The organism is Geminocystis sp. NIES-3708 (assembly GCF_001548095.1).
GTDB lineage: Bacteria > Cyanobacteriota > Cyanobacteriia > Cyanobacteriales > Cyanobacteriaceae > Geminocystis.
The window spans coordinates 200,591-220,563 of record NZ_AP014815.1; the positions used below are offsets into that span (position 1 = coordinate 200,591).

Annotated in this window: 18 protein-coding genes; 4 read left to right on the forward strand and 14 right to left on the reverse strand. The window is 32.7% G+C overall.

Annotated features, from left to right (window positions below; translation table 11 throughout):
* Positions 1–168 precede the first annotated feature (168 nt).
* Both GM3708_RS00815 and GM3708_RS00820 read right to left on the reverse strand, forming a co-directional pair.
* Positions 169–1,491 carry a sugar ABC transporter substrate-binding protein gene (locus GM3708_RS00815; RefSeq protein WP_066343174.1) on the reverse strand — a complete coding sequence of 441 codons (1,323 nt, stop codon included), beginning with the start codon at positions 1,489–1,491 and terminating at the stop codon, positions 169–171.
* Between the two features lie 276 nt (positions 1,492–1,767).
* The gene (locus GM3708_RS00820; RefSeq protein ID WP_066343175.1) at positions 1,768–3,444 is read right to left on the reverse strand and encodes a transglutaminase domain-containing protein; all 1,677 of its coding nucleotides are present in this window, start codon (positions 3,442–3,444) and stop codon (positions 1,768–1,770) included.
* A 249-nt stretch (positions 3,445–3,693) separates the two neighbouring features.
* Here GM3708_RS00820 and GM3708_RS00825 point away from each other — a divergent pair, with 249 nt between their 5' ends.
* Positions 3,694–5,079 (forward strand): aldehyde dehydrogenase, encoded by a 1,386-nt coding sequence (locus GM3708_RS00825; RefSeq protein ID WP_066343177.1) that lies wholly within the window; start codon positions 3,694–3,696, stop codon positions 5,077–5,079.
* A 460-nt stretch (positions 5,080–5,539) separates the two neighbouring features.
* Positions 5,540–7,066 carry a ferredoxin:protochlorophyllide reductase (ATP-dependent) subunit B gene (gene bchB, locus GM3708_RS00830; RefSeq protein WP_066343179.1) on the forward strand — a complete coding sequence of 509 codons (1,527 nt, stop codon included), beginning with the start codon at positions 5,540–5,542 and terminating at the stop codon, positions 7,064–7,066.
* Positions 7,067–7,132: 66 nt separating this feature from the next.
* Here bchB and GM3708_RS00835 read toward each other — a convergent pair whose 3' ends face one another.
* The 3 genes from GM3708_RS00835 to scpB form a co-directional block, all read right to left on the reverse strand.
* Positions 7,133–7,876, reverse strand: a complete 744-nt coding sequence (locus GM3708_RS00835) for a hypothetical protein (protein WP_066343181.1) — start codon at positions 7,874–7,876, stop codon at positions 7,133–7,135.
* A gap of 328 nt (positions 7,877–8,204) precedes the next feature.
* The gene (locus GM3708_RS00840) at positions 8,205–8,528 is read right to left on the reverse strand and encodes a DUF760 domain-containing protein (RefSeq protein WP_066343182.1); all 324 of its coding nucleotides are present in this window, start codon (positions 8,526–8,528) and stop codon (positions 8,205–8,207) included.
* A 74-nt stretch (positions 8,529–8,602) separates the two neighbouring features.
* Positions 8,603–9,088, reverse strand: coding sequence for an SMC-Scp complex subunit ScpB (gene scpB, locus GM3708_RS00845; protein WP_066343184.1), 486 nt, complete (start codon positions 9,086–9,088; stop codon positions 8,603–8,605).
* Positions 9,089–9,301: 213 nt separating this feature from the next.
* Here scpB and GM3708_RS00850 point away from each other — a divergent pair, with 213 nt between their 5' ends.
* Entirely contained in the window at positions 9,302–10,054 is a 753-nt protein-coding gene (locus tag GM3708_RS00850; protein WP_066343186.1) for a metal ABC transporter ATP-binding protein, read from the forward strand.
* A 73-nt stretch (positions 10,055–10,127) separates the two neighbouring features.
* A complete protein-coding gene (locus GM3708_RS00855; RefSeq protein ID WP_066343188.1) occupies positions 10,128–10,982 on the forward strand; it encodes a metal ABC transporter permease in 855 nt (284 codons plus the stop codon).
* A gap of 45 nt (positions 10,983–11,027) precedes the next feature.
* Here the strand turns inward: GM3708_RS00855 and cynS are convergent, their stop codons facing one another.
* The 9 genes from cynS to GM3708_RS00890 form a co-directional block, all read right to left on the reverse strand.
* On the reverse strand, positions 11,028–11,471 hold the full coding sequence (cynS, locus tag GM3708_RS00860; RefSeq protein WP_066343191.1) for a cyanase: 444 nt from the start codon (positions 11,469–11,471) through the stop codon (positions 11,028–11,030).
* 217 nt (positions 11,472–11,688) lie between these two features.
* Entirely contained in the window at positions 11,689–11,877 is a 189-nt protein-coding gene (locus GM3708_RS19740; protein ID WP_144439342.1) for a putative PEP-binding protein, read from the reverse strand.
* Positions 11,878–11,909: 32 nt separating this feature from the next.
* Entirely contained in the window at positions 11,910–12,353 is a 444-nt protein-coding gene (locus GM3708_RS00865; protein ID WP_315862630.1) for a DUF4276 family protein, read from the reverse strand.
* Complete coding sequence (locus tag GM3708_RS19135; protein ID WP_231933015.1) at positions 12,354–12,518, reverse strand: hypothetical protein; 165 nt, start codon at positions 12,516–12,518, stop codon at positions 12,354–12,356.
* Positions 12,519–12,537: 19 nt separating this feature from the next.
* Entirely contained in the window at positions 12,538–13,749 is a 1,212-nt protein-coding gene (locus tag GM3708_RS00870; protein ID WP_066343193.1) for an AAA family ATPase, read from the reverse strand.
* Between the two features lie 54 nt (positions 13,750–13,803).
* A complete protein-coding gene (ppsA, locus tag GM3708_RS00875) occupies positions 13,804–16,314 on the reverse strand; it encodes a phosphoenolpyruvate synthase (RefSeq protein WP_066343194.1) in 2,511 nt (836 codons plus the stop codon).
* A 505-nt stretch (positions 16,315–16,819) separates the two neighbouring features.
* Positions 16,820–17,983 (reverse strand): ferrochelatase, encoded by a 1,164-nt coding sequence (gene hemH, locus GM3708_RS00880; RefSeq protein WP_066343196.1) that lies wholly within the window; start codon positions 17,981–17,983, stop codon positions 16,820–16,822.
* Positions 17,984–18,301: 318 nt separating this feature from the next.
* A complete protein-coding gene (locus GM3708_RS00885) occupies positions 18,302–18,901 on the reverse strand; it encodes a DedA family protein (protein WP_066343198.1) in 600 nt (199 codons plus the stop codon).
* A 98-nt stretch (positions 18,902–18,999) separates the two neighbouring features.
* The gene (locus tag GM3708_RS00890; protein WP_066343199.1) at positions 19,000–19,956 is read right to left on the reverse strand and encodes a PhoH family protein; all 957 of its coding nucleotides are present in this window, start codon (positions 19,954–19,956) and stop codon (positions 19,000–19,002) included.
* Positions 19,957–19,973 lie beyond the last annotated feature (17 nt).

The following is a 19,973-nucleotide window of genomic DNA, read 5'->3' on the forward strand; positions in this document are numbered from 1 at the left end:
AAAAATTCTCAATATTTGTACGTTTTTCAAAAAATTTTATCAATTAACAAAAAAGATAATCTTCTTGTTTCCCTGTCTTCCAAGTCAGTTATCATTTATTTCTATGTCTAACTTAAGTTAAGCTCTCTCCTATTTCCTATGCTCACGAAAACACTTTTTAACTAAACTCTATTTAGAAAGATTATCCCATTGATTAGCCGCATCCGTGATAGCTTGTTCGATGGTTTTTTCTTTTAACATAGCACTCTGTATATTCTCATAAATAAATTTTTTCAGTTGATTAATATTTTTGATAGGAGGAATTAATACTTCTGCGGTATTTAACTGCATTGCACTGATTTTTCTTGCTTCTGTTACTATATCTTTTGTGGTTTCTTGTTCTAAATTACTAATATATTTTGCAATGGCATCATTATGAGATGGTAATACATTTGCCTGTTGAGCAAAATTTAATTGGTTATCGCTATTAGTGACAAATAAAGCATAATTGATGGCGGCATCTAACTTATTACTATCACGAGGAATAACTAAATTCATGACAGAGACACTCCTTTTATTAGTATTTCCTGTTACTTGAGGAGCTACGCCAGATTGATCATAAATTGTTGGTGCATTATTAGAGATAGTTTTTAAAAATTCAGCACCCGTACCTAAAAGAGATAATTCTCCAGCCTGATACAATTCTAAGGCATGACGATGTCCTTGGGTCATAATTTCTGGGGGTAATAAGTCTTTTTGAAATAAATCTACCCAAAAACGAAATACCTTTATACCTTCAGGAGTATTAAATGCTGCTTTTCCTTGATCATTAACTAAATTTACTCCCATTTGTACGAAAGATTGTAACACTTCATTGGAGTCATTAGGAATAAGAGGCACAAAAAAAGCATATTTTCCTGTCTTACTTTTAACTTTTTCAGCAACAATGGCTAATTCTTCATAAGTAGTGGGAGGTTTTTCGACACCAGCATTTTTAAATAATTCTTGATTATAAACTGTAACCGTAGTAGTTAAATACCAAGGAATACCAAAAGTAGTAGTTTCACACTGATTTTCAGCCCCACAAAGTTTAATCTGATTAGCTTCCCAAATTTTTGGTAAATATTGAGATTTAATTTCTGGAGTTATTTTTTCATCTAAATTTAACCATGCTTTACGACTGGCTAATTGTGCGGCAAAATCAGGATTAAGATTTACCACATCAGGGGCATTTTTCCCAGAAACTGCCGTTAAGATTTTGCTTTCCATGGCATTCCAAGGCACATCTACCCAGCGAATTTTATTATCAGTATTTTGAGTTTCAAAGGTTTTATTTAACTCAGTAAAAAATGGTGTAAATTGCGGTTGTAACTGCATTGTCCAAAACTCTATTTCTCCGTTAGAAGTAGCTTTAGGAGTCGTACAACTAATCAGCAAAGTGATGAGTAACCCAGAAATAAACCAGAGAATATAACTACTTATACTATTTTTATGCCATGACCAAAAAAACATTTATTAAAATTCCTAATAATTTATAGATAAAGACTCAAAGATTATATTACTAAACTTTCCAATCCTTCCATAAATTCAAAACAATATATAAAAGAAACATGGAGGCTAATAAAGTTTTAAGATTATTGGTAATAAGCTAAAAAGCATTTAAGTTATATTTTTTAAATTAGTAAGAATTTTTTAAATTAGTAAGAATTTTTTAAAACTATTCCATTGCTGATTACTTTCTCTCACCAATAAACTCAGATGCGTTTGGGCTTATCGTAGCAGAAAAGCTTAAGGTTGCAATTCTTCAAGTATGGTAAAAGAAACGTGATTGATAGCTAATTGACCGATAGAAACTTTTTCCTTATTAACAGGATTTCCTTCACTCATTAAAGTTTCAAAAGGTACATCTTTTGCCATTTCCACATGATACCATGAAAGACCCATAAAAAATCGAGTAGGATAAGGTCCACCATCATCTAAATCATCAGGATTTGACTCCATCGGCAACCAACCAATCGTTGGTAAATAAAACTCCATCCACACATGGTTAAAATCTGGCACTAAAGGAATACCAAAATTTAAGACTTTAAGAGGACATTTGTAACGCCCTACTGTGCGACAGGCAATGCCATTTAAACGTCCTAAAGCTAATAATAACCCTAAATATTCTCCGCAAGAACCTACGCCTCTTTTTAAAACAATGTCTGGTGTATCAATATGAGGTTTAATACCATAGGTAAGATGATCATAAACATAATTACGAATACTATACATTTTTCTTAGAAGATTTGTTTCTGTGCCTCTAGCCTCTTCTGCACCTGATAAAATAACATCCGTACTCATAGCTAAATTATCATTATCAATTAAATATTTAGTTTCATATTCAGCAGATAAAGGAGGTAAACTTTCGCAATCACGAGGCTTAATTTGATATTTGATACTCCATACCTCTAAAATTGCCCGCCAACCAAAGACAAAACGTTCATCGGAATTGAAGTCACAAAACTTGAATAAAGCTACTTTTTGCCCATTATAATCTTCTTCAATATAAGGCAATCCGACGGGTTCAATACTTCTAATTTTTTGTCTATCACTTTCCGTCGGTAAAGCAATGCGCCATTCTAAATCTTTAAATTCGATGGAGTCTAAAGGGGCAATTTCTTCCAAATAAGTCATTTCTAAAAGAAATCCATTCGATAAAGTATATTTATTTTCTTGATCATACTTAAAATAAAGAGGATGAATAAATGTACGATCTCGATATAATAATTCGTGATTTGGTTCAGCATTAGGATTATCCCGAATATAAGGCTCTTGATCACTATAAGCTATATACAAAAGATCTTCACCACTTTTATCATCATCATAAAAACTTAAGGCTGTCGGGTATTCAAAAGGAGTTAGTAAACTATACTTACTTTTGCCTGTTGCTCTATCTAAACAATATACACTTTGCTCTAAATAATCACATAACCAAATTTCTTCCCCTTTAATGGTAATATTTTCTGTACCAATACCGGGAGCATAAAACTTAGTAACAACTTCCCCAGCTTTAGAATAAACTAAAATCTGTGCTGTTTTTTCACAAGTAATATAAACAGTATTTTCATGAAGAGCGATGCCATTAGCAGGATAAGAAATAGAAAATACAAATTGAGGGGGTGAAACTATTTTTAATTCGTCATTATCAAATACTATATTGCAAACATAAATACGTTCTCGACAAGTAAACCATAGTTCATTTTCAGAGAAACATAATCCTTTCGCACCAATAAAATCTTGCCAACAGGAATTATTAACTATTTTCGTTATGCTATTATGAGGATTAATTTGTAATAAATATCCATTACGAGAATCTACGGCAAATAAAGATTTATTTTTAAAAGCAATTCCATCAAGGGACGTTGCAATTATCGGGCGAATTGTAGAGTAAAACTGATTTTTGGTATGAGAATTGAAATTCATGTTGAGAATTAATTCCTGAGTACAACAATAAATTGGGGATTAAATTAATAAAAATTTATGTATATTTGTAAATATCAAACAAAGATCACACATAAACTTATTAATCATATCTTAAATACTAAGAGACAATAACAAAATACATTCCCCGATGTTTGCTTATGGTGAACATTATTGCGTATTTCCGAGATTTTACAGTAATTCGATCATCTACTATCTTTTAGCTTTCCCTTGTCCATTACCCATTGTTCTATGATTATTAATAACTATTCAATTTCATCAGTTTTAACTTCTCAACGTCAGTATTTTGCGACGGGAGAAACTAAATCTATTCATTTTCGCCGACAACAATTAGAAAAGTTAAAATCAGCTATTGTTGCTAGACAAGATAAAATATTAAAAGCATTAAACCAAGATTTAGGAAAGCCTGAGTTAGAAGGTTGTTTTGAGTTAGCTGTTTTACAAGACATTGAATATGCTATTAAACACTTACCCCAATGGATAAAACCTCGGAAAGTCAAAACAGGTTTAGAAGTTTTTCCTAGCAGTGCTAAAATATATTCTGAGCCATTGGGTGTAGTTTTAATTATTGGTCCTTGGAATTATCCTTTTTCTTTGATTATTTCTCCTTTAATTGGTGCGATCGCCTCTGGTAATTGTGCGATGATAAAACCATCAGAATTAGCACCTCATACCTCTACACTTTTAACAGAATTAATTAAAGATACTTTTTCTTCTGAATATATATCAATTCAAGAGGGGGGAGTGGAAGTTGCCCAAGAATTACTATCATTAAAATTTGATCATATCTTTTTCACAGGGGGAACAAAAATTGGTCAAATTGTGATGAGTGCCGCCGCCCAACATTTAACCCCTGTAACTCTCGAATTAGGGGGCAAAAGTCCTTGTATTGTTGATCAAGAGATAAATTTAAAAGAAACTGCAAAACGCATTACTTGGGGCAAATTTATTAATGCAGGACAAACCTGTATTGCACCTGATTATATTTTAGTAGACCATGCCATCAAAAAAGATCTAATCATAGCCATAACACAGTGTATTAAAGACTTTTTTGGTGAAAATCCTTCGGAAAGTTCAGATTTTGCTCGTATTATTAATGCCCGACAATTTGAGCGTTTACGAGGTTTATTGAATAGTGGTGAAATTATTATCGGTGGAGACACTAACCCTGATACTAAATATATTAGCCCCACAGTTTTAGATCACGTTAATATAGATTCTCCCGTTATGGCAGAAGAAATTTTTGGTCCTATTTTACCCATCTTAGAATATCAAACTTTAGATGAGGCGATCGTTTTTGTTAATAGTAAACCTAAACCCTTAGCCTTATATTTTTTCTCGAATAATAAAGGAAAGCAACAACGAATTTTGCAAGAAACCTCATCAGGTGGGTTATGTTTTAACGAGACAATTATGCACGTTGGCATAACAGAATTACCCTTTGGTGGTGTAGGAGATAGCGGCATTGGTGCTTATCATGGCAAAGCTAGTTTTGATATTTTTACTCATTATAAAAGCGTTTTATCTCGTCCATTTTGGGGAGATTTAAACTGGCGTTATGCACCTTATACTCAAAAAACTGTCAAAATGTTTAAAAAAATGTTTGCCAATAATTAGGGTGTGATGAAAAAGTACTTTCATGAGAGTAAGAGATAGGTAGATGATTTTTTTGTCAATCAATAAAATTATTGTGAAAGTGCATCCAATGTTGAGAATTATTCTACCTGTCTACTTCTCTACTTGTCCACCTGTCTTGTCTTCATCATTTTTCTTCTGTTGAATTCAGGTTATTTTCTGTTAATTAGGGTGTGATGAAAAAGTGCTTTCATGAGAGTAAGAGATAGGTAGATGATTTTTTGTCAATCAATAAAATTATTATGAAAGTGCATCCAATATTGAGAATTATTTTACCTGTCCACTTCTCTAATTCTCCATCTGTCTTGTCTTCATCATTTTTTTTCTGTTGAATTCAGGTTATTTTCTGTGAATATTTGTAACTGAAAACCTCTGACGATCAGAAAAAACACCACACTATAATAAGAAGATTGACATCAGGCAAACACGGAGATATTATTTTATGAAATTAGCTTACTGGATGTATGCTGGACCTGCACATATCGGCACTTTAAGAATTGCTAGTTCTTTTAAAAATGTTCATGCTATTATGCACGCACCTTTAGGTGACGATTACTTTAACGTTATGCGCTCAATGCTCGAAAGAGAAAGAGACTTTACTCCTGTTACTGCTAGTATAGTAGACCGTAACGTATTAGCAAGAGGATCTCAAGAAAAGGTAGTTGATAATATTGTCCGTAAAGATCAAGAAGAAAATCCAGATTTGATTGTACTTACTCCTACTTGTACCTCTAGTATTTTACAAGAAGATTTAGAAAATTTTGTAGCCAGAGCACAAATTGATTCTAAAGGTGATGTTTTATTAGCTGATGTTAATCATTATCGTGTTAATGAATTACAAGCTGCCGATCGCACTTTAGAGCAGATTATACAATACTATATCCGTAAAGCTCAAAAAAAAGGTGATATTGTCACAGAAAAAACGGCTAATCCTTCGGTGAATATTATCGGTATTTCTACTCTCGGTTTTCATAACCATCACGACTGTCGAGAATTGAAAAAATTAATGGCAGATTTGGGTATTGAAATTAATTTAATTATCCCTGATAATGCCTCTGTTCATGATTTGAAAAAAATTCCTCAAGCATGGTTTAATCTTGTGCCTTATCGAGAATTAGGCTTAATGACGGCTAATTATTTGAAAGAAGAATTTGGGATGCCAACGGTAGATATAACCCCCATGGGAGTCGTAGAAACTGCCCGTTGTATTCGTAAAATTCAAGAAGTCATTAATGCTCAAGGTGCTAATGTTGATTATGAAGACTTTATCGAGTATCAAACCCTTCATGTCTCTGAAGCTGCATGGTTTTCTCGCTCTATTGATTGTCAAAATTTAACGGGCAAAAAAGCAGTAGTTTTTGGGGATAATACCCATGCCGCAGCCATTACCAAAATTTTAACCCGTGAAATGGGAATCCATGTTGTATTAGCTGGTACTTATTGTAAATATGATGCAGATTGGTTTCGGAAAGAAGTCAGTGAATATTGCGATAACGTCTTAATTAGTGAAGATAACGGTGAAATTGCTGATGCGATCGCCAAACTTGAACCTGCCGCTATTTTTGGCACACAAATGGAACGTCATGTAGGAAAAAGATTAGATATACCTTGTGGAGTCATTGCCGCCCCTATCCATATTCAAAACTTCCCCATAGGCTATAAACCATTCTTAGGTTATGAAGGTACAAATCAAATTACCGATTTAATCTATAATTCTTTTACATTGGGTATGGAAGATCATTTGTTAGAAATATTTGGCGGTCATGATACAAAAGAAGTTATTACTAAAGGTATTTCTGCCAATTCTGACTTAAATTGGGATAGAGAAGCACAAGGAGAATTAAATAAAGTACCCGGTTTTGTGCGCGGTAAAGTCAAACGTAATACTGAAAAATTTGCTCGTGAGCGAGGATTTAATGAAATTACTCTCGAAGTAATGTATGCTGCTAAAGAATCTGTAGGTGCTTAAATTAATCAACAATTAATAATTAACAATTAAATCAATTTAAGGCAATCCAATTATCAATTCTTCTCGTCAGAGACTTTTACCCGGTAATGTACGACTAACCTTAGCACGAAGTAAAATATGATTACCCTGACTATACCCAATAAAACGAATATAAACTAACTCATTCAAAGTTAAATTTTCCTCATTGCTATAGTGAATTTCAGGATTAAACCCAACTCTTTCCCAAGGTTTTCCTATGGATTCAATATCCCATTTGGCTAATAATTTATCAAGAGGTTTTAGTAAAGTAATCACATTTATAGCGGCTAAATCTGGTTTTAATTTCACCATGGTTTTAGCTGTGGGATAATTTACTAATAGAGTTTGTAATAAATTAAAAGATTCTTGTTGCCATTTATCCATTAATTCCGGAGGAAGATTCTCTAATTTTTCTTTTAAATCCTGACACTGATTTTCTAATTCTTTAATATGATTTTCTAATTCTTGGACTTGATTCTGGAAATTTTGCTCATATTGAATAAATTTATCTTCATTAGATTCTAGCTGATCGCTGATAATTTGTAACTCTTCTTCTAAAGCCTGATTTTTTTGTGTAGCAAAATCTAACTCATGGATTTTTGTTGTCAATTGTCTTTTTACATCCTCAACTTCTGTGATATTCACTTCATGATTCAAGAGGGAGTCTTTAACCACATCATTAGATTTTGATTTTATCTTTTCAGTGGAGGAAGTATCATTAAATAATGTCACTAATAATCCACAACAACCTAGCCATAATAATACTCCTAAAGAAAAAGAACTAAAATCCATAATAAGATCATTGATAATTGATAATAAAAAGTAGCCAGTTTTGACATAAATATTTATTCATTAAAAATCTTGACATCAAATGTAGGCCATAATTAATTATTTCATCAATCTATAAGAAAATGATTTTTTTTATCATTTTTAAGGATTCTAAATCAAGACTATCTTCTAAGATGATAATTAATACACTAAAACCACCATCAAATTATGACTATCGATCAATTTTTAATGTTAATTGTACTATTAGTGCCGGGATTATTGCTTTCTATTTTAGTAATGGCTTCCTTTGCTAAAGGAGGATAACAATTAGCAATTAACAATTAGCAATTAACTATAGAGAATCAGTGTTAGCAATACTTTCCTCTAAATCTTTTCTTTTTTCCATCAACGATAGAAAATAACCTGTCATCATAGCGGAAGCTAATAAATTAGCTAAATTTTGTCTATCCGTCACTATTTGTACATTAAAACCTTCAGAAGGCAAACTTCCTAATAAACCTTGCACATTATGGCTAATAATTTCTCTTACCTCGGGAGTCGCAGATTGTGCCACTCTTTCTAAAGTTTCAGGGTGTTGTTTTTGTAAGTATTCTACTAATGTATTCTTAATTGTCGTTTCTGATTCGTGCTGGAAAAAATTTGAATCAAATACCATTATTAGTTTCCTCTATTGGAATTTATGCCTTTACTTTAACTCTATAATCTCTTAACAATATGATAATCTTTTTTTTACTGTGGTAGTTGATTAATTTCAAAATATTGATGAAACTTATTTGTCACCTCTAGCCAGTACGATCGCCCTTCTTCTTGACGACGTTTACGGATAAATCCAGCTTCCAACAACTCATTAACGTGTTGATAAGCACCACTTCCCCGCAATACAATTAAATCACTTTGAAGAATTGGATTTTTAAGAGCAATGGCAGCTAAAGTTTTAAGAATACTAGGATTTAATTCTGCGGGAATTAAATGCTCTAGCAGAGATTGATAACAATTTCTTAACTGTAAACTATAGCCGTTAGGTGTTTCTAATATTTCTAAAGCACTATCACGATAACCATAATCAGACATTAACTGAATTAAAGCCTCTTGAACTTCATCTATGGATTGATTAGTTAATGCTACAAGTTCATTTAGAGGAGTTGGTTGTGCCTTTAAATAAAGAATTGCCTCAATTTTGTTAGTCAGATTAGGAGATAATGATTCTAGTTCCATGCCCAAATATTTACTTGTTTAAACTGATTAATAAATAAACATTTAGATTAAAAATTATAGTAGGCATCATATCACAAAAAATCAAGAAAAAAGGCTAGTTCATGGACTAGAAATAATACTTTTGCCTCAAGTTAAAATTATGCCCTAAAATTTTCATAATCTTTTCATTTTTGTTATAATAATTCTGTGTCCATTATTGGGTTTAATAAATTTATGAATGATTCTAGCTGTTTAAAAGTTGAGAATTTAACGGTTAATTATCGAGAAGTTGAGGCTTTAAGAAATATAAGTTTTCAAATTATACCAAAACGAGTGACAGGAATTATCGGTCCAAATGGTGCAGGAAAAAGTACTCTAATGAAAGCCATGTTAGGTTTAATCCCTTACCAGTTAGGATCAATTTTGTTTGATAGTCAGCCTTTAATTAAACAAAGACAGAGAATTGCTTATGTACCACAAAGATCGCAAATTGATTGGACTTATCCAGCCACAGTTTGGGATGTCGTTATGATGGGTAGAGTCAAAAAAACTGGATGGTTAAAGCCGTTTTCCATGATGAGTCGCTTAACCGCTAAAAAGGCATTAGAAAAAGTAGGAATGTTTGACTTTTGCCATCGTCCCATCGGACAATTATCAGGAGGACAACAACAAAGAGTATTTTTAGCTCGATCTTTAGCTGGGGAAGCTGATATATTCTTTTTTGATGAGCCTTTTGCTGGAGTTGATCAAAAAACTCATGCTGTAATCTTTGATATTTTTCGACAATTAGCGGATGAAAATAAAATTGTATTAGTAGTAAATCATGATTTAGGAGAATCTATTAACAATTTTGATGATCTTATTTTACTCAATAAAACTTTAATTGCTTCAGGAAACAAAGAAGAAGTTTTACAAGAAGAAAATTTATATAATGCTTATGGTGGAAAAGTATCTTTTTTCTCCCATAGTTCTAAATTTGTAGCTTAATAAAGTCTTTTTACTTTACACTATTTGACCTTTTATCTTATTTTTATTTTAAACATATTAAGTATAATAAATAATGCTAAATTTGTTAATTGAACCTTTGCAATATGCTTTTATGCAAAGATCTTTGTTAGTTGCTATCGTTATAGGTATAATTTGTTCGGTGGTTGGCAGTTATTTAATGGTACAAAGACTAGCTCTATTAGGAGATGCCATTAGTCATTCTGTTTTACCCGGATTAGCTATCGCTTTTATTTTAGACATTAATATTTTTATTGGTGCATTTATTGCTGGATTAATTAGTACTGTTTGTATTAATTTTATTAGAAATAACTCAAAAATTAAAGAAGATGCTGCGATGGGAATAGTGTTTTCTGCTTTTTTTGCGTTAGGAATAACCTTAATTACAGTAGTTCAAAAAGAGAATAAAATAGACTTAAATCATTTTCTTTTTGGTAATATATTAGGAGTTAGTTTACCTGAAGTAAGAGATACCATTATTATTGCCCTTTTTGTCTTGTTAATTGTATTTTTATTTTACAAAGAGTTATTATTTTATACTTTTGATAAATTAGGTGCAGAATCTGTTGGTTTACCTGTTAACCTCCTAGATACAGGATTAATGATTTTAATTGGTTTAACTATTGTGGCAAGTTTAAAAGCTGTGGGAGTTATTTTAGTTTTATCTTTATTAATTACTCCTCCTTCCACTGCTTATTTATTAGTAAATCGTTTAAATCAAGTTATGTTAGTGGGAGTTTTGTTCGGGGTGATTTCGAGTATTAGTGGAATGTATTTAAGTTATTATTTTAATTTACCTTCTGGTCCAGCTATTGTATTAGTTGCAACTACTTTTTTTATTATTAGCTTTTTATTTAGTCCCAATCAAGGTTTAATTACTGGTTATTTTCGATTAAAATTTAAGGAATAATTATTAATTACAATTCCCCTCTAAAGATTGAGAGGAGAATCATTTTTACCATTTTTTATAAGGCAAGAATTTACCACACATGACAACTTTTACTCTGTCTCCTTTCACATCTTCTATTTTTTCTACATCCAAAGTGAAATCAATAGCACTCATAATTCCATCTCCAAATTTTTCTTGAATGACGTCTTTTAAAGGCATTCCATAAACCTGCATAATTTCGTAAAAACGATAAATCAAAGGATCAGTAGGAATAACAGGCTCTAATGAACCTTTAACAGAAGAAACGGTTAATTCTTGTGCTAATTCTTGTGGTAATCCTAAAACCTCCAAAATTTTTTTCGCTTCAGTTTCATCAGCAGTGGCTTGGCGGTAAAAAACAGAGGCAATCCAAACTTCATCTCTACCTAAAATTTTTTCTAATTCTTCAAATGTAATTCCTTTTGCTTGTTTTGCCGCTATTAATTTTTCAGTGATTTTTGCGATCGCCATAATTTTTTTTTCTTGATAATATTAAACATCAATTATGAAATTATTCAGTTTCTGCAAATTGTCTTCAATGATACAAAGTTAAACAATTAAATTTTATATTTCAACATTATTACTACATGAAAATCAAAAGTGATAATTGTCTAAATTCAATGTATTAATTTAGTTTTAATTTCTTGACATTTTATTAGAGGTAACATATTTTTTTGTATTATAATTTTTAATTATTTGTTTTTATAATGTACATTAATGCACATTGAAGATAATCACTGAGTGTTTGTCCACAGATAACAATTTTACGGTCATTACCTTTCACTGTTTGAATTACCATTTCTACTATATATTTAACTGCTTGGTTATGTTCATCGAAAATGTCTGCTATCAATGAGGAATCTCGATCGAATTTCAGTCAAAATATAAACGTATAAAAATCAAGACAAACTAAATTATTTCTAGTAAACCTTGAACAAAAATCTGGAAACTTTGAGAGCGATTCTCGTATGGATTCATGTACTGAGAAATTTCTCTTGCACAGGCTAATTTTTGTAATCCACCTTTAAAATAACCTGCTCTGTTTAAAATTTTTTCTAATGCTTCCCAAGTTCCTCCTTTTATATTATCGGGATTCCGATAAGATTTTTGATTGACTAGATTTTGCGGTACCCTTGGATAGGCTTGACGAAGAGCATTTATATCACCAAAAAACCATGCCTCTAATTCTTCTACAACAATGCGGTTAAGAACTTGAAAATCTTGATTATTTGTTTTTGAACTTTTAGTAATAAAACCATTTTGTTTAGCAATATCTTCTAATTTTTGTTTTAATTTAAGACAATCTTCTCTATCTTCATCAATCATAACAACTATTTTGTAATCATTAGGAATTCAAGCCTTATAACCTTTTAAACGATTAGGCAGTTTTTTCAATAAATCTTCTTTCCCTCGAAAATCGTGAATGTTAAAAGCTATTTCGGAGGATAGTATTTTTGGTAATAAATTTTGTAACGCTTCTTTTAACGATGCTTCCTCGACTAAAAATTCTAAATTCACGATTATTTACTCCTCAAATTTATCTTCCTAAACCAGAATTTTTCAAAGGATTTCCTACATCAAAATGATCTTCCATCCATAAAGAACCTAATAATGCACCATGTTCAATAAATTCTTTTACTCCCTTCATATCTGCTGTTCTTTTTGCTTGGGTAAAACCTTTTTCATCTCGGTATAAAACCCACAACTCTTCAGGTTTTAAAGAATCTACAAAGAAGGGAGAATGAGTTGTCACCATTAATTGAGTGTGACTAGATGCACTACGACATTCTTCTGCTAATTCAGGCAATAAGCGAGGATGTAAATGATTTTCTGGTTCTTCTATGCTTACTAATTGAGGTGGTTGAGGATCGTATAACACAGTTAAATAAGCTAACATTTTTAATGTTCCATCAGAAGCAAATTTTGAGAGTATCGGTTGAGCAAAAGGAGCATCTTTGATTTGTAATAAAAGATGATTGTCAAGCATAATTGATGCTTCCACTTTTTCCAGACGAGGAATACGATCAGAAAGGACTTTTAATATTTGATCTAATCTTTCTGGATGTTCTTCTTTTAGATATTGAATTACATTGGGTAAATTATCTCCCGTAGGAGTTAATCTTTCTTGGGCACCTGCTTCAGTACGATTTTTAGTATTATCGGCACTAATATAAGATAAATACCAACTGGTAATAAATTTTCGTAAAGCACTAACCCGTGGATGTCTAGAGAACTGTCCTAAAGTATTCACCGCTAAAAATTCTGGCGATTCTAATTTTTCTGAAATACGTTCATTTCCAGCATCGGGAGTATCACCACTAATAACTTGTCCTTCCCCTCTTTTAAAGTCTAAAAAGCGAAAAGGTTTACCACCACTTCCTCTTCTCCAATGTAACCATTCTTCAGCTACAAAAGGATGATTATTTTCTTCTGCGATCGCCAAATGATATGTAATAATTGGTGATTTTCCGGGATGATATTTTTCCCTATATTGTATCTCAATTACAACACATCCCTCACTACCCCTAGTACGCAATTCTCTAAATCTTCCCCGTCTATCCCATGCCGTTCTTAAACTTTCTGTAAAACATTCTGATAAAAAAGCAAAAACATCAAAGATAGTAGATTTTCCACTGCCATTTGGCCCCAAAAATACTGTTAAAGGAGTAATCTCTTTTAATTCAAGGTTATGTAAAGCTCGATAATTTTGTACTTTCAGAGATTCTATTCTAGGAATATTTTGTTGCATCTTCTTGATAAGTGGGTAAGGCCTTAATAATTTGACCCTACCCAAATATTATAACTATTTATTTGCGTCTAATCTTTCTTCTAGTTTCGCAATATCAAGCAAGGTTTTCAGTAAAGAATCAGGGTTTAAACTCATGGAATCAATACCTAATTCTACTAAGAAACGGGCAAATTCAGGGTAATCACTCGGTGCTTGTCCACAAATACCGATTTTGCGGTTATTGCGTTTCGCTTTCTCAATTACCATGCGTACCATATCTTTAACGGCATCGTTGCGTTCATCAAAAATGTGTGCTACTAATGAGGAATCTCGATCAAGTCCTAAAGTTAGTTGAGTAAGATCATTTGAACCAATAGAAAAACCGTCAAAGATTTCGCTAAATTGATCCGCTAAAATAACGTTACTGGGAATTTCGCACATTACATAAACTTGTAAGCCATTTTCACCCCGTTTTAAACCGTGTTTTTCCATCTCTGCTAATACTCGGCGACCTTCATAGGGAGTGCGACAGAAAGGAATCATCGGAATTACGTTAATTAAGCCCATGTCATCACGGACACGTTTTAAGGCTTTACATTCTAAACCGTAAGCATCACGATATTTTTCATCATAGTAACGAGATGCACCACGCCAACCAATCATGGGGTTTTCTTCTTTAGGTTCAAAATCTGCTCCCCCTAAAAGATTAGCATACTCATTGGATTTGAAGTCAGACATCCTTACTACTACTGGATTGGGATAGAAGGCGGCTGCGATCGTACCTACACCCTGAGCGACTTTATCTACGAAGAAATCGGATTTGTTTTCGTAACCTAGAGTTAACTGTGCAATCTCTTTCTTGACGGATTCATCGGTTAATTCATCATATTTCATCAATGCTAAAGGATGTGCTTTGATATGATTAGCGATAATGAACTCTAAACGGGCTAAACCAACACCATCGCAAGGAATTAACGCTAATTTGAAGGCTTCTTCGGGATTACCCACATTCATCAAGATTTTGGTGCTAGTTTTGGGTAAATTGTCCAGTTGAGTTTCTATGATGTCAAAGGGTAGTAATCCAGAATACACTCGTCCTTCTTCTCCTTCAGAACAAGACACGGTAATATCTTGACCAGTTTTGAGGATACCTGTAGCGTTACCGCAACCGACGATCGCAGGAATACCCATTTCACGGGCAATAATCGCCGCATGACAGGTGCGTCCCCCTTGGTTAGTGACGATGGCACTAGCTTTTTTCATGATAGGTTCCCAGTCGGGATCGGTTTTGTTAGTTACAAGCACTTCACCTGCTTTAAACTCACCAATTTTATGTACATCAAGGATAACACGGGCTAAACCTTGACCGATCATTTCACCGACAGCACGACCCGTAATAAGTATTTCACTTGTAGCTTTTAGTTTATAGTCACGGAGGATACTACCTGATTTTTGCGATTGTACGGTTTCTGGACGGGCTTGTACAATGAATAATTGACTTGTTTGACCATCTTTCGCCCATTCAATATCCATAGGGCTATATTGACCCCTTTTTTCGCTGTAATGATCTTCAATAATACAAGCCCATTTGGCGAGGGTTAAGGCTTCTTCATCGGTGATGGAATATTGTAAACGCTCAGATTCTGACACAGGAACGTTTTTAACTTGTTTACCACCCCCTAAATCATACACCATTTTAATTTCTTTAGAGCCAAGACGTTTATTCAAAATGGGTTTGAAGCCTTGTTTTAGAGTTGGTTTGAAGACGAAAAATTCATCGGGGTTGACGGCACCTTGTACCACGTTTTCCCCTAAACCATAAGCGGAAGTCACGAAGGCGGCATCTTTAAAGCCTGTTTCTGTGTCGATACTAAACATAACCCCTGATGAGGCTAAGTCCGATCGTACCATTTTTTGTACACCCACCGATAAGGCGACTTCAAAATGATCAAAATTCTTGACAGTACGATATGATATAGCTCTATCTGTAAAAATGGAAGCGAAACATTTATGGCAAGATTCAAGAACTTGTTTTACTCCGTGAACGTTTAAGTAGGTTTCTTGTTGCCCTGCAAAACTAGCATCAGGTAAGTCTTCCGCCGTTGCTGATGATCTTACAGCTACATCTATATCATAAGAGAAACTACGCAAACGCATCATTTCTTCTTCATCATCCGTAGTGCAGAGATTAGGATTATTACCATAGCGTTCACAAAGTGTAAAATAAGCCTCAGAAATAGCTAAATCTAACTCTTTGGGGAAAGGAGTATTTAACACCAACGCTCTAGCCTGTCGTCCAACAGCTTGTAAATTGGGCAAATCTTCCACGTCTAAATTGGCGAAAATTTTGCGTAATTGGACTTCTAATCCTGCTTTTTTTACAAAGTAACGATAAGCATAAGCAGTAGTAGCGAATCCTGTGGGAACATTAACACCTTTTGCGGTCAATTGTTGGATCATTTCCCCTAGGGAGGCATTTTTTCCTCCTACCATTGGCACATCTTCGATACCTACTTCTTCAAACCACAAGACGAATTTTTCTTGTTTGGTTGTAACGTTAATTCTTTCTGTGGAGGCATTTACCATAATAATTTATCTCCTTTATTGACAGAATTAAAAAAAGTCGAGAAATTTCTAAGATTAATTTTATTTTGTTGATAAATTTTTGGTTAATTTAATATTTATTCAAAACTCTTATTCTTTCTAAAGATAAATATCAAAAACCATCAAACATTATTTTCATCAATTATTACTTATCTTAGAATAAAACATAATTTAGCTAGTTTTAAGGAATTGCTAAAGTCTTTTAAAAAGAACATTTACTCGTCCAATTTATTTGTTATTTTATTCTTGACTGATTTTTCTTCTAATTTTTAATTACTTATTTAAACCTAATTTTATTAAAGCAGATATTATAACTAGATTATTTTTTTTGACAGAAAACTTAACTATTCTTTGCAAAGATTAAACTTTTATATTTCTGAAAATATAGCTTATTATCTTTCATCGTTGCGAAAATCAAATTATCTTGAAAAATATTTAAAAATTTAAAGGAGTGAAGAATCAAAATTAATTCCTCATTCCTTCATACTTACAATATCCCTACAAAATGTAAAGGACCATGACCACTGATTATTTCAATCATCAAAGCTAAAAACCCAAGCATCGCTAATCTTCCGTTCCATACCTCGGCGGCACTGGTTAATCCCCATTCCCATTTTTCTTGGGGATACATCTTCATATTTTTCTTTGGATGGGTGACTTCATTAAATAGCAAAGGTTTTTTGTTTAAGGCTTCAGTGGTTAAACTACTCAAGGCTTCGATAAACATAGGATCAGTATTCAACGCTGGTACACGTTTAAAATTAGTTATTCCTGCTTCTTCTGCAACTTCCCTATATTCCAAATCAATTTCTTGGAGGGTTTCAATATGTTCAGAAACAAAACTAATTGGTACTACTAATAAGTTTTTGATATTTTGTTCCCCTAATTCATTTAGTGCATCTTCTGTATAGGGTTTTAACCATTCCACAGGACCTACTTTACTTTGATAGGCTAGGGTATAAGGATTTTTAGTGTTAAGGGTTTTCATAATCAAGTCAGTACACTCTTCAATTTCTACTTGATAAGGATCTCCTGCTTCCATTACATAACTTTTGGGAACACCATGAGCACTGAAGAAAATATGTACTTCATCAGGATTTTCAAATTGTTGTAATTCCTGTTTAATTAAATCTGCCATTGCCTTTAAATAACCTTGATGATTATGCCATGAAGGTATTAGGGTATATTCAACATTTTGGAGATGGGGATCTGTTTTCCACATTTCTTCTATAACTCTAAAACTCGATCCACTGGTACTAATAGAAAATTGAGGATATAAAGGTAATATAACTAACGTTTCAATATTATCTTGTTTAATTTTTTCGATCGCTTCTTCAGTGAAAGGATGCCAATAACGCATACCAACATAAACTTGAATATCTTTCCCTTGTTCAGACAATTTAGATTGTAAAGCTTGTGCTTGTGCTTCAGTAATTTGTAGTAATGGTGATCCACCACCAATTTCCAGATAATTAGCCTCAGATTTTTTACTGCGAAGAGTAGAAATTAACCAAGCAAGGGGTTTTTGTAACCAAGGAAAAGGTAAACGAATAATTTCGGGATCTGAAAATAAATTATATAGAAAAGGACGTACATCCTCTAATTTTTCTGGACCACCTAAATTTAATAACAATACTCCTGTACGACCCATGATATTAATATTTTTATTTTAAAATTTTCTTTACTAAGTGTAACAATATATTATTGCTAGTTTAAGTTTATTAGCAAAATTAACAATTTACCAATGATTTACTGAAAAAATTTTCAGGTTTTATGGGTTTTTTGTTTCATTTCGCAATAATTTATGAAATAATGTCAACACTTTGACTAAATATATAATGCCAACTCTTCCAGTTTATTGCAAGTAATTATCAATGAGAGCCATAGGAAATTATTAACTTTGATCCAAAAAAAGTCATCATTTTTACAGATGAAGATTTTTAGATCGATTTTCTGAAGCCGTTACAACTTATTTTTTCATTTGTTTTCTAATTATCCATATCAAAAAGAAAAATATAATACTTAATAAAGCAATTTTAGATACGGGGGCAATATATTGTTCTACCAATTCATAATTATCTCCTAAAACATAACCTGAACCCGTTAAAAGTGAGACCCAAAGTAATGTTCCGATGGTAGAATAAATGATAAAAGAACTCATATTCATGTTATTTATTCCTGCGGGGAGAGAGATAAGAGTTCGTATTCCCGGTACTAATCTGCCTAAAAAAACAGCAATATTTCCATATTTGTTAAACCATTGATTGGCTTTACTAATATCCGTAGCAGAAACAAAAATCCATTTACCATATTTATCTGCTAATTTTTCTAATCTGGATTCATCTACAAGTTTGCCAAAATAATACCAAGGAAATGCTCCCAAAATCGTTCCGATTACCCCAGCAACAATAGCGGGTATTAACTCCATTTTTCCTTGAGACACAGTAAAACCAGCTAAAGGCATAATCAACTCGGAAGGAATAGGCGGAAATAAATTTTCTAAAAACATTAATAGGGCTATTCCCATATACCCTAAAGAATTCATTGTGTTGGTAATCCATTCAGTCATGATTTTTTATATTTTTTCATTAATTCATCACAAATCTTAACCTAATTGCCAAAAAGTAATATTTTTAATTAAATTTCTAAATTATTGTTCGGCAATACTTAATTACTATTAGCTTCATAAGCGGCGACAATTTTTTGCACAAGAGGATGTCTAACTACGTCTGCTTGAGTTAGGTAACAAAAACCAATACCTTCTACATTTCTAAGAATTTTTGTAGCTACTACTAATCCCGATTGCTGATGAGATGGTAAATCAGTTTGGGTAATATCCCCTGTAACAATCATTTTTGAACCAAAACCCAAACGAGTTAATACCATTTTTAATTGTGCTGGAGTTGTATTTTGTGCTTCATCAACAATGACATAAGCATTACTTAAAGTTCGTCCCCTCATGTATGCTAATGGTGCAACTTCTATTTTTCCTTTTTCCATTAATTCAGGAATTTTCATTGGATCAATAAACTCATATAACGCATCATAAAGAGGGCGTAAAAAAGGATTAACTTTTTGTTGTAAGTCTCCGGGTAAAAATCCTAGTCTTTCTCCCGCTTCCACCGCAGGACGTGTTAAAATTAGGCGATCGCATTCATCTTTTAATAAGGCTTGTACTGCTAATACTGCGGCTAAAAAAGTTTTACCAGTACCAGCAGGACCGATACCGAAGGTAATATCATGTTGTTGAATAGCCTTGATGTATTGTCGTTGACGAAAAGTTTTTGCCCGAATTAACTCACCGTTGCGAGTTTTGGCGAATACTTCTTTTTGAATATTTTGATATTCCTCTGTTTTACCAGTATCTAAAGCCTGAAATGCTGTCATAATATCAGGCTGAGTTAAAGGTTTAGCTTCACCCCAATAAGGCTTAAGACAATAAATAACGTCAATACTTCTTTGTACTGGTTTTGGTTTACCATGAATAACTAAGTCTTGACCTCGTAATACTAGATTTGCCCCAGTATGACGAGCAATATATTTTAAATTTTCTTCTTGACTACCAGCTAAGGCAATGGCACTAGCAATATTAGGTAAGGAAATAGTTTGAGAATCTTCAGTCATAGTTAATAATTAGGAAT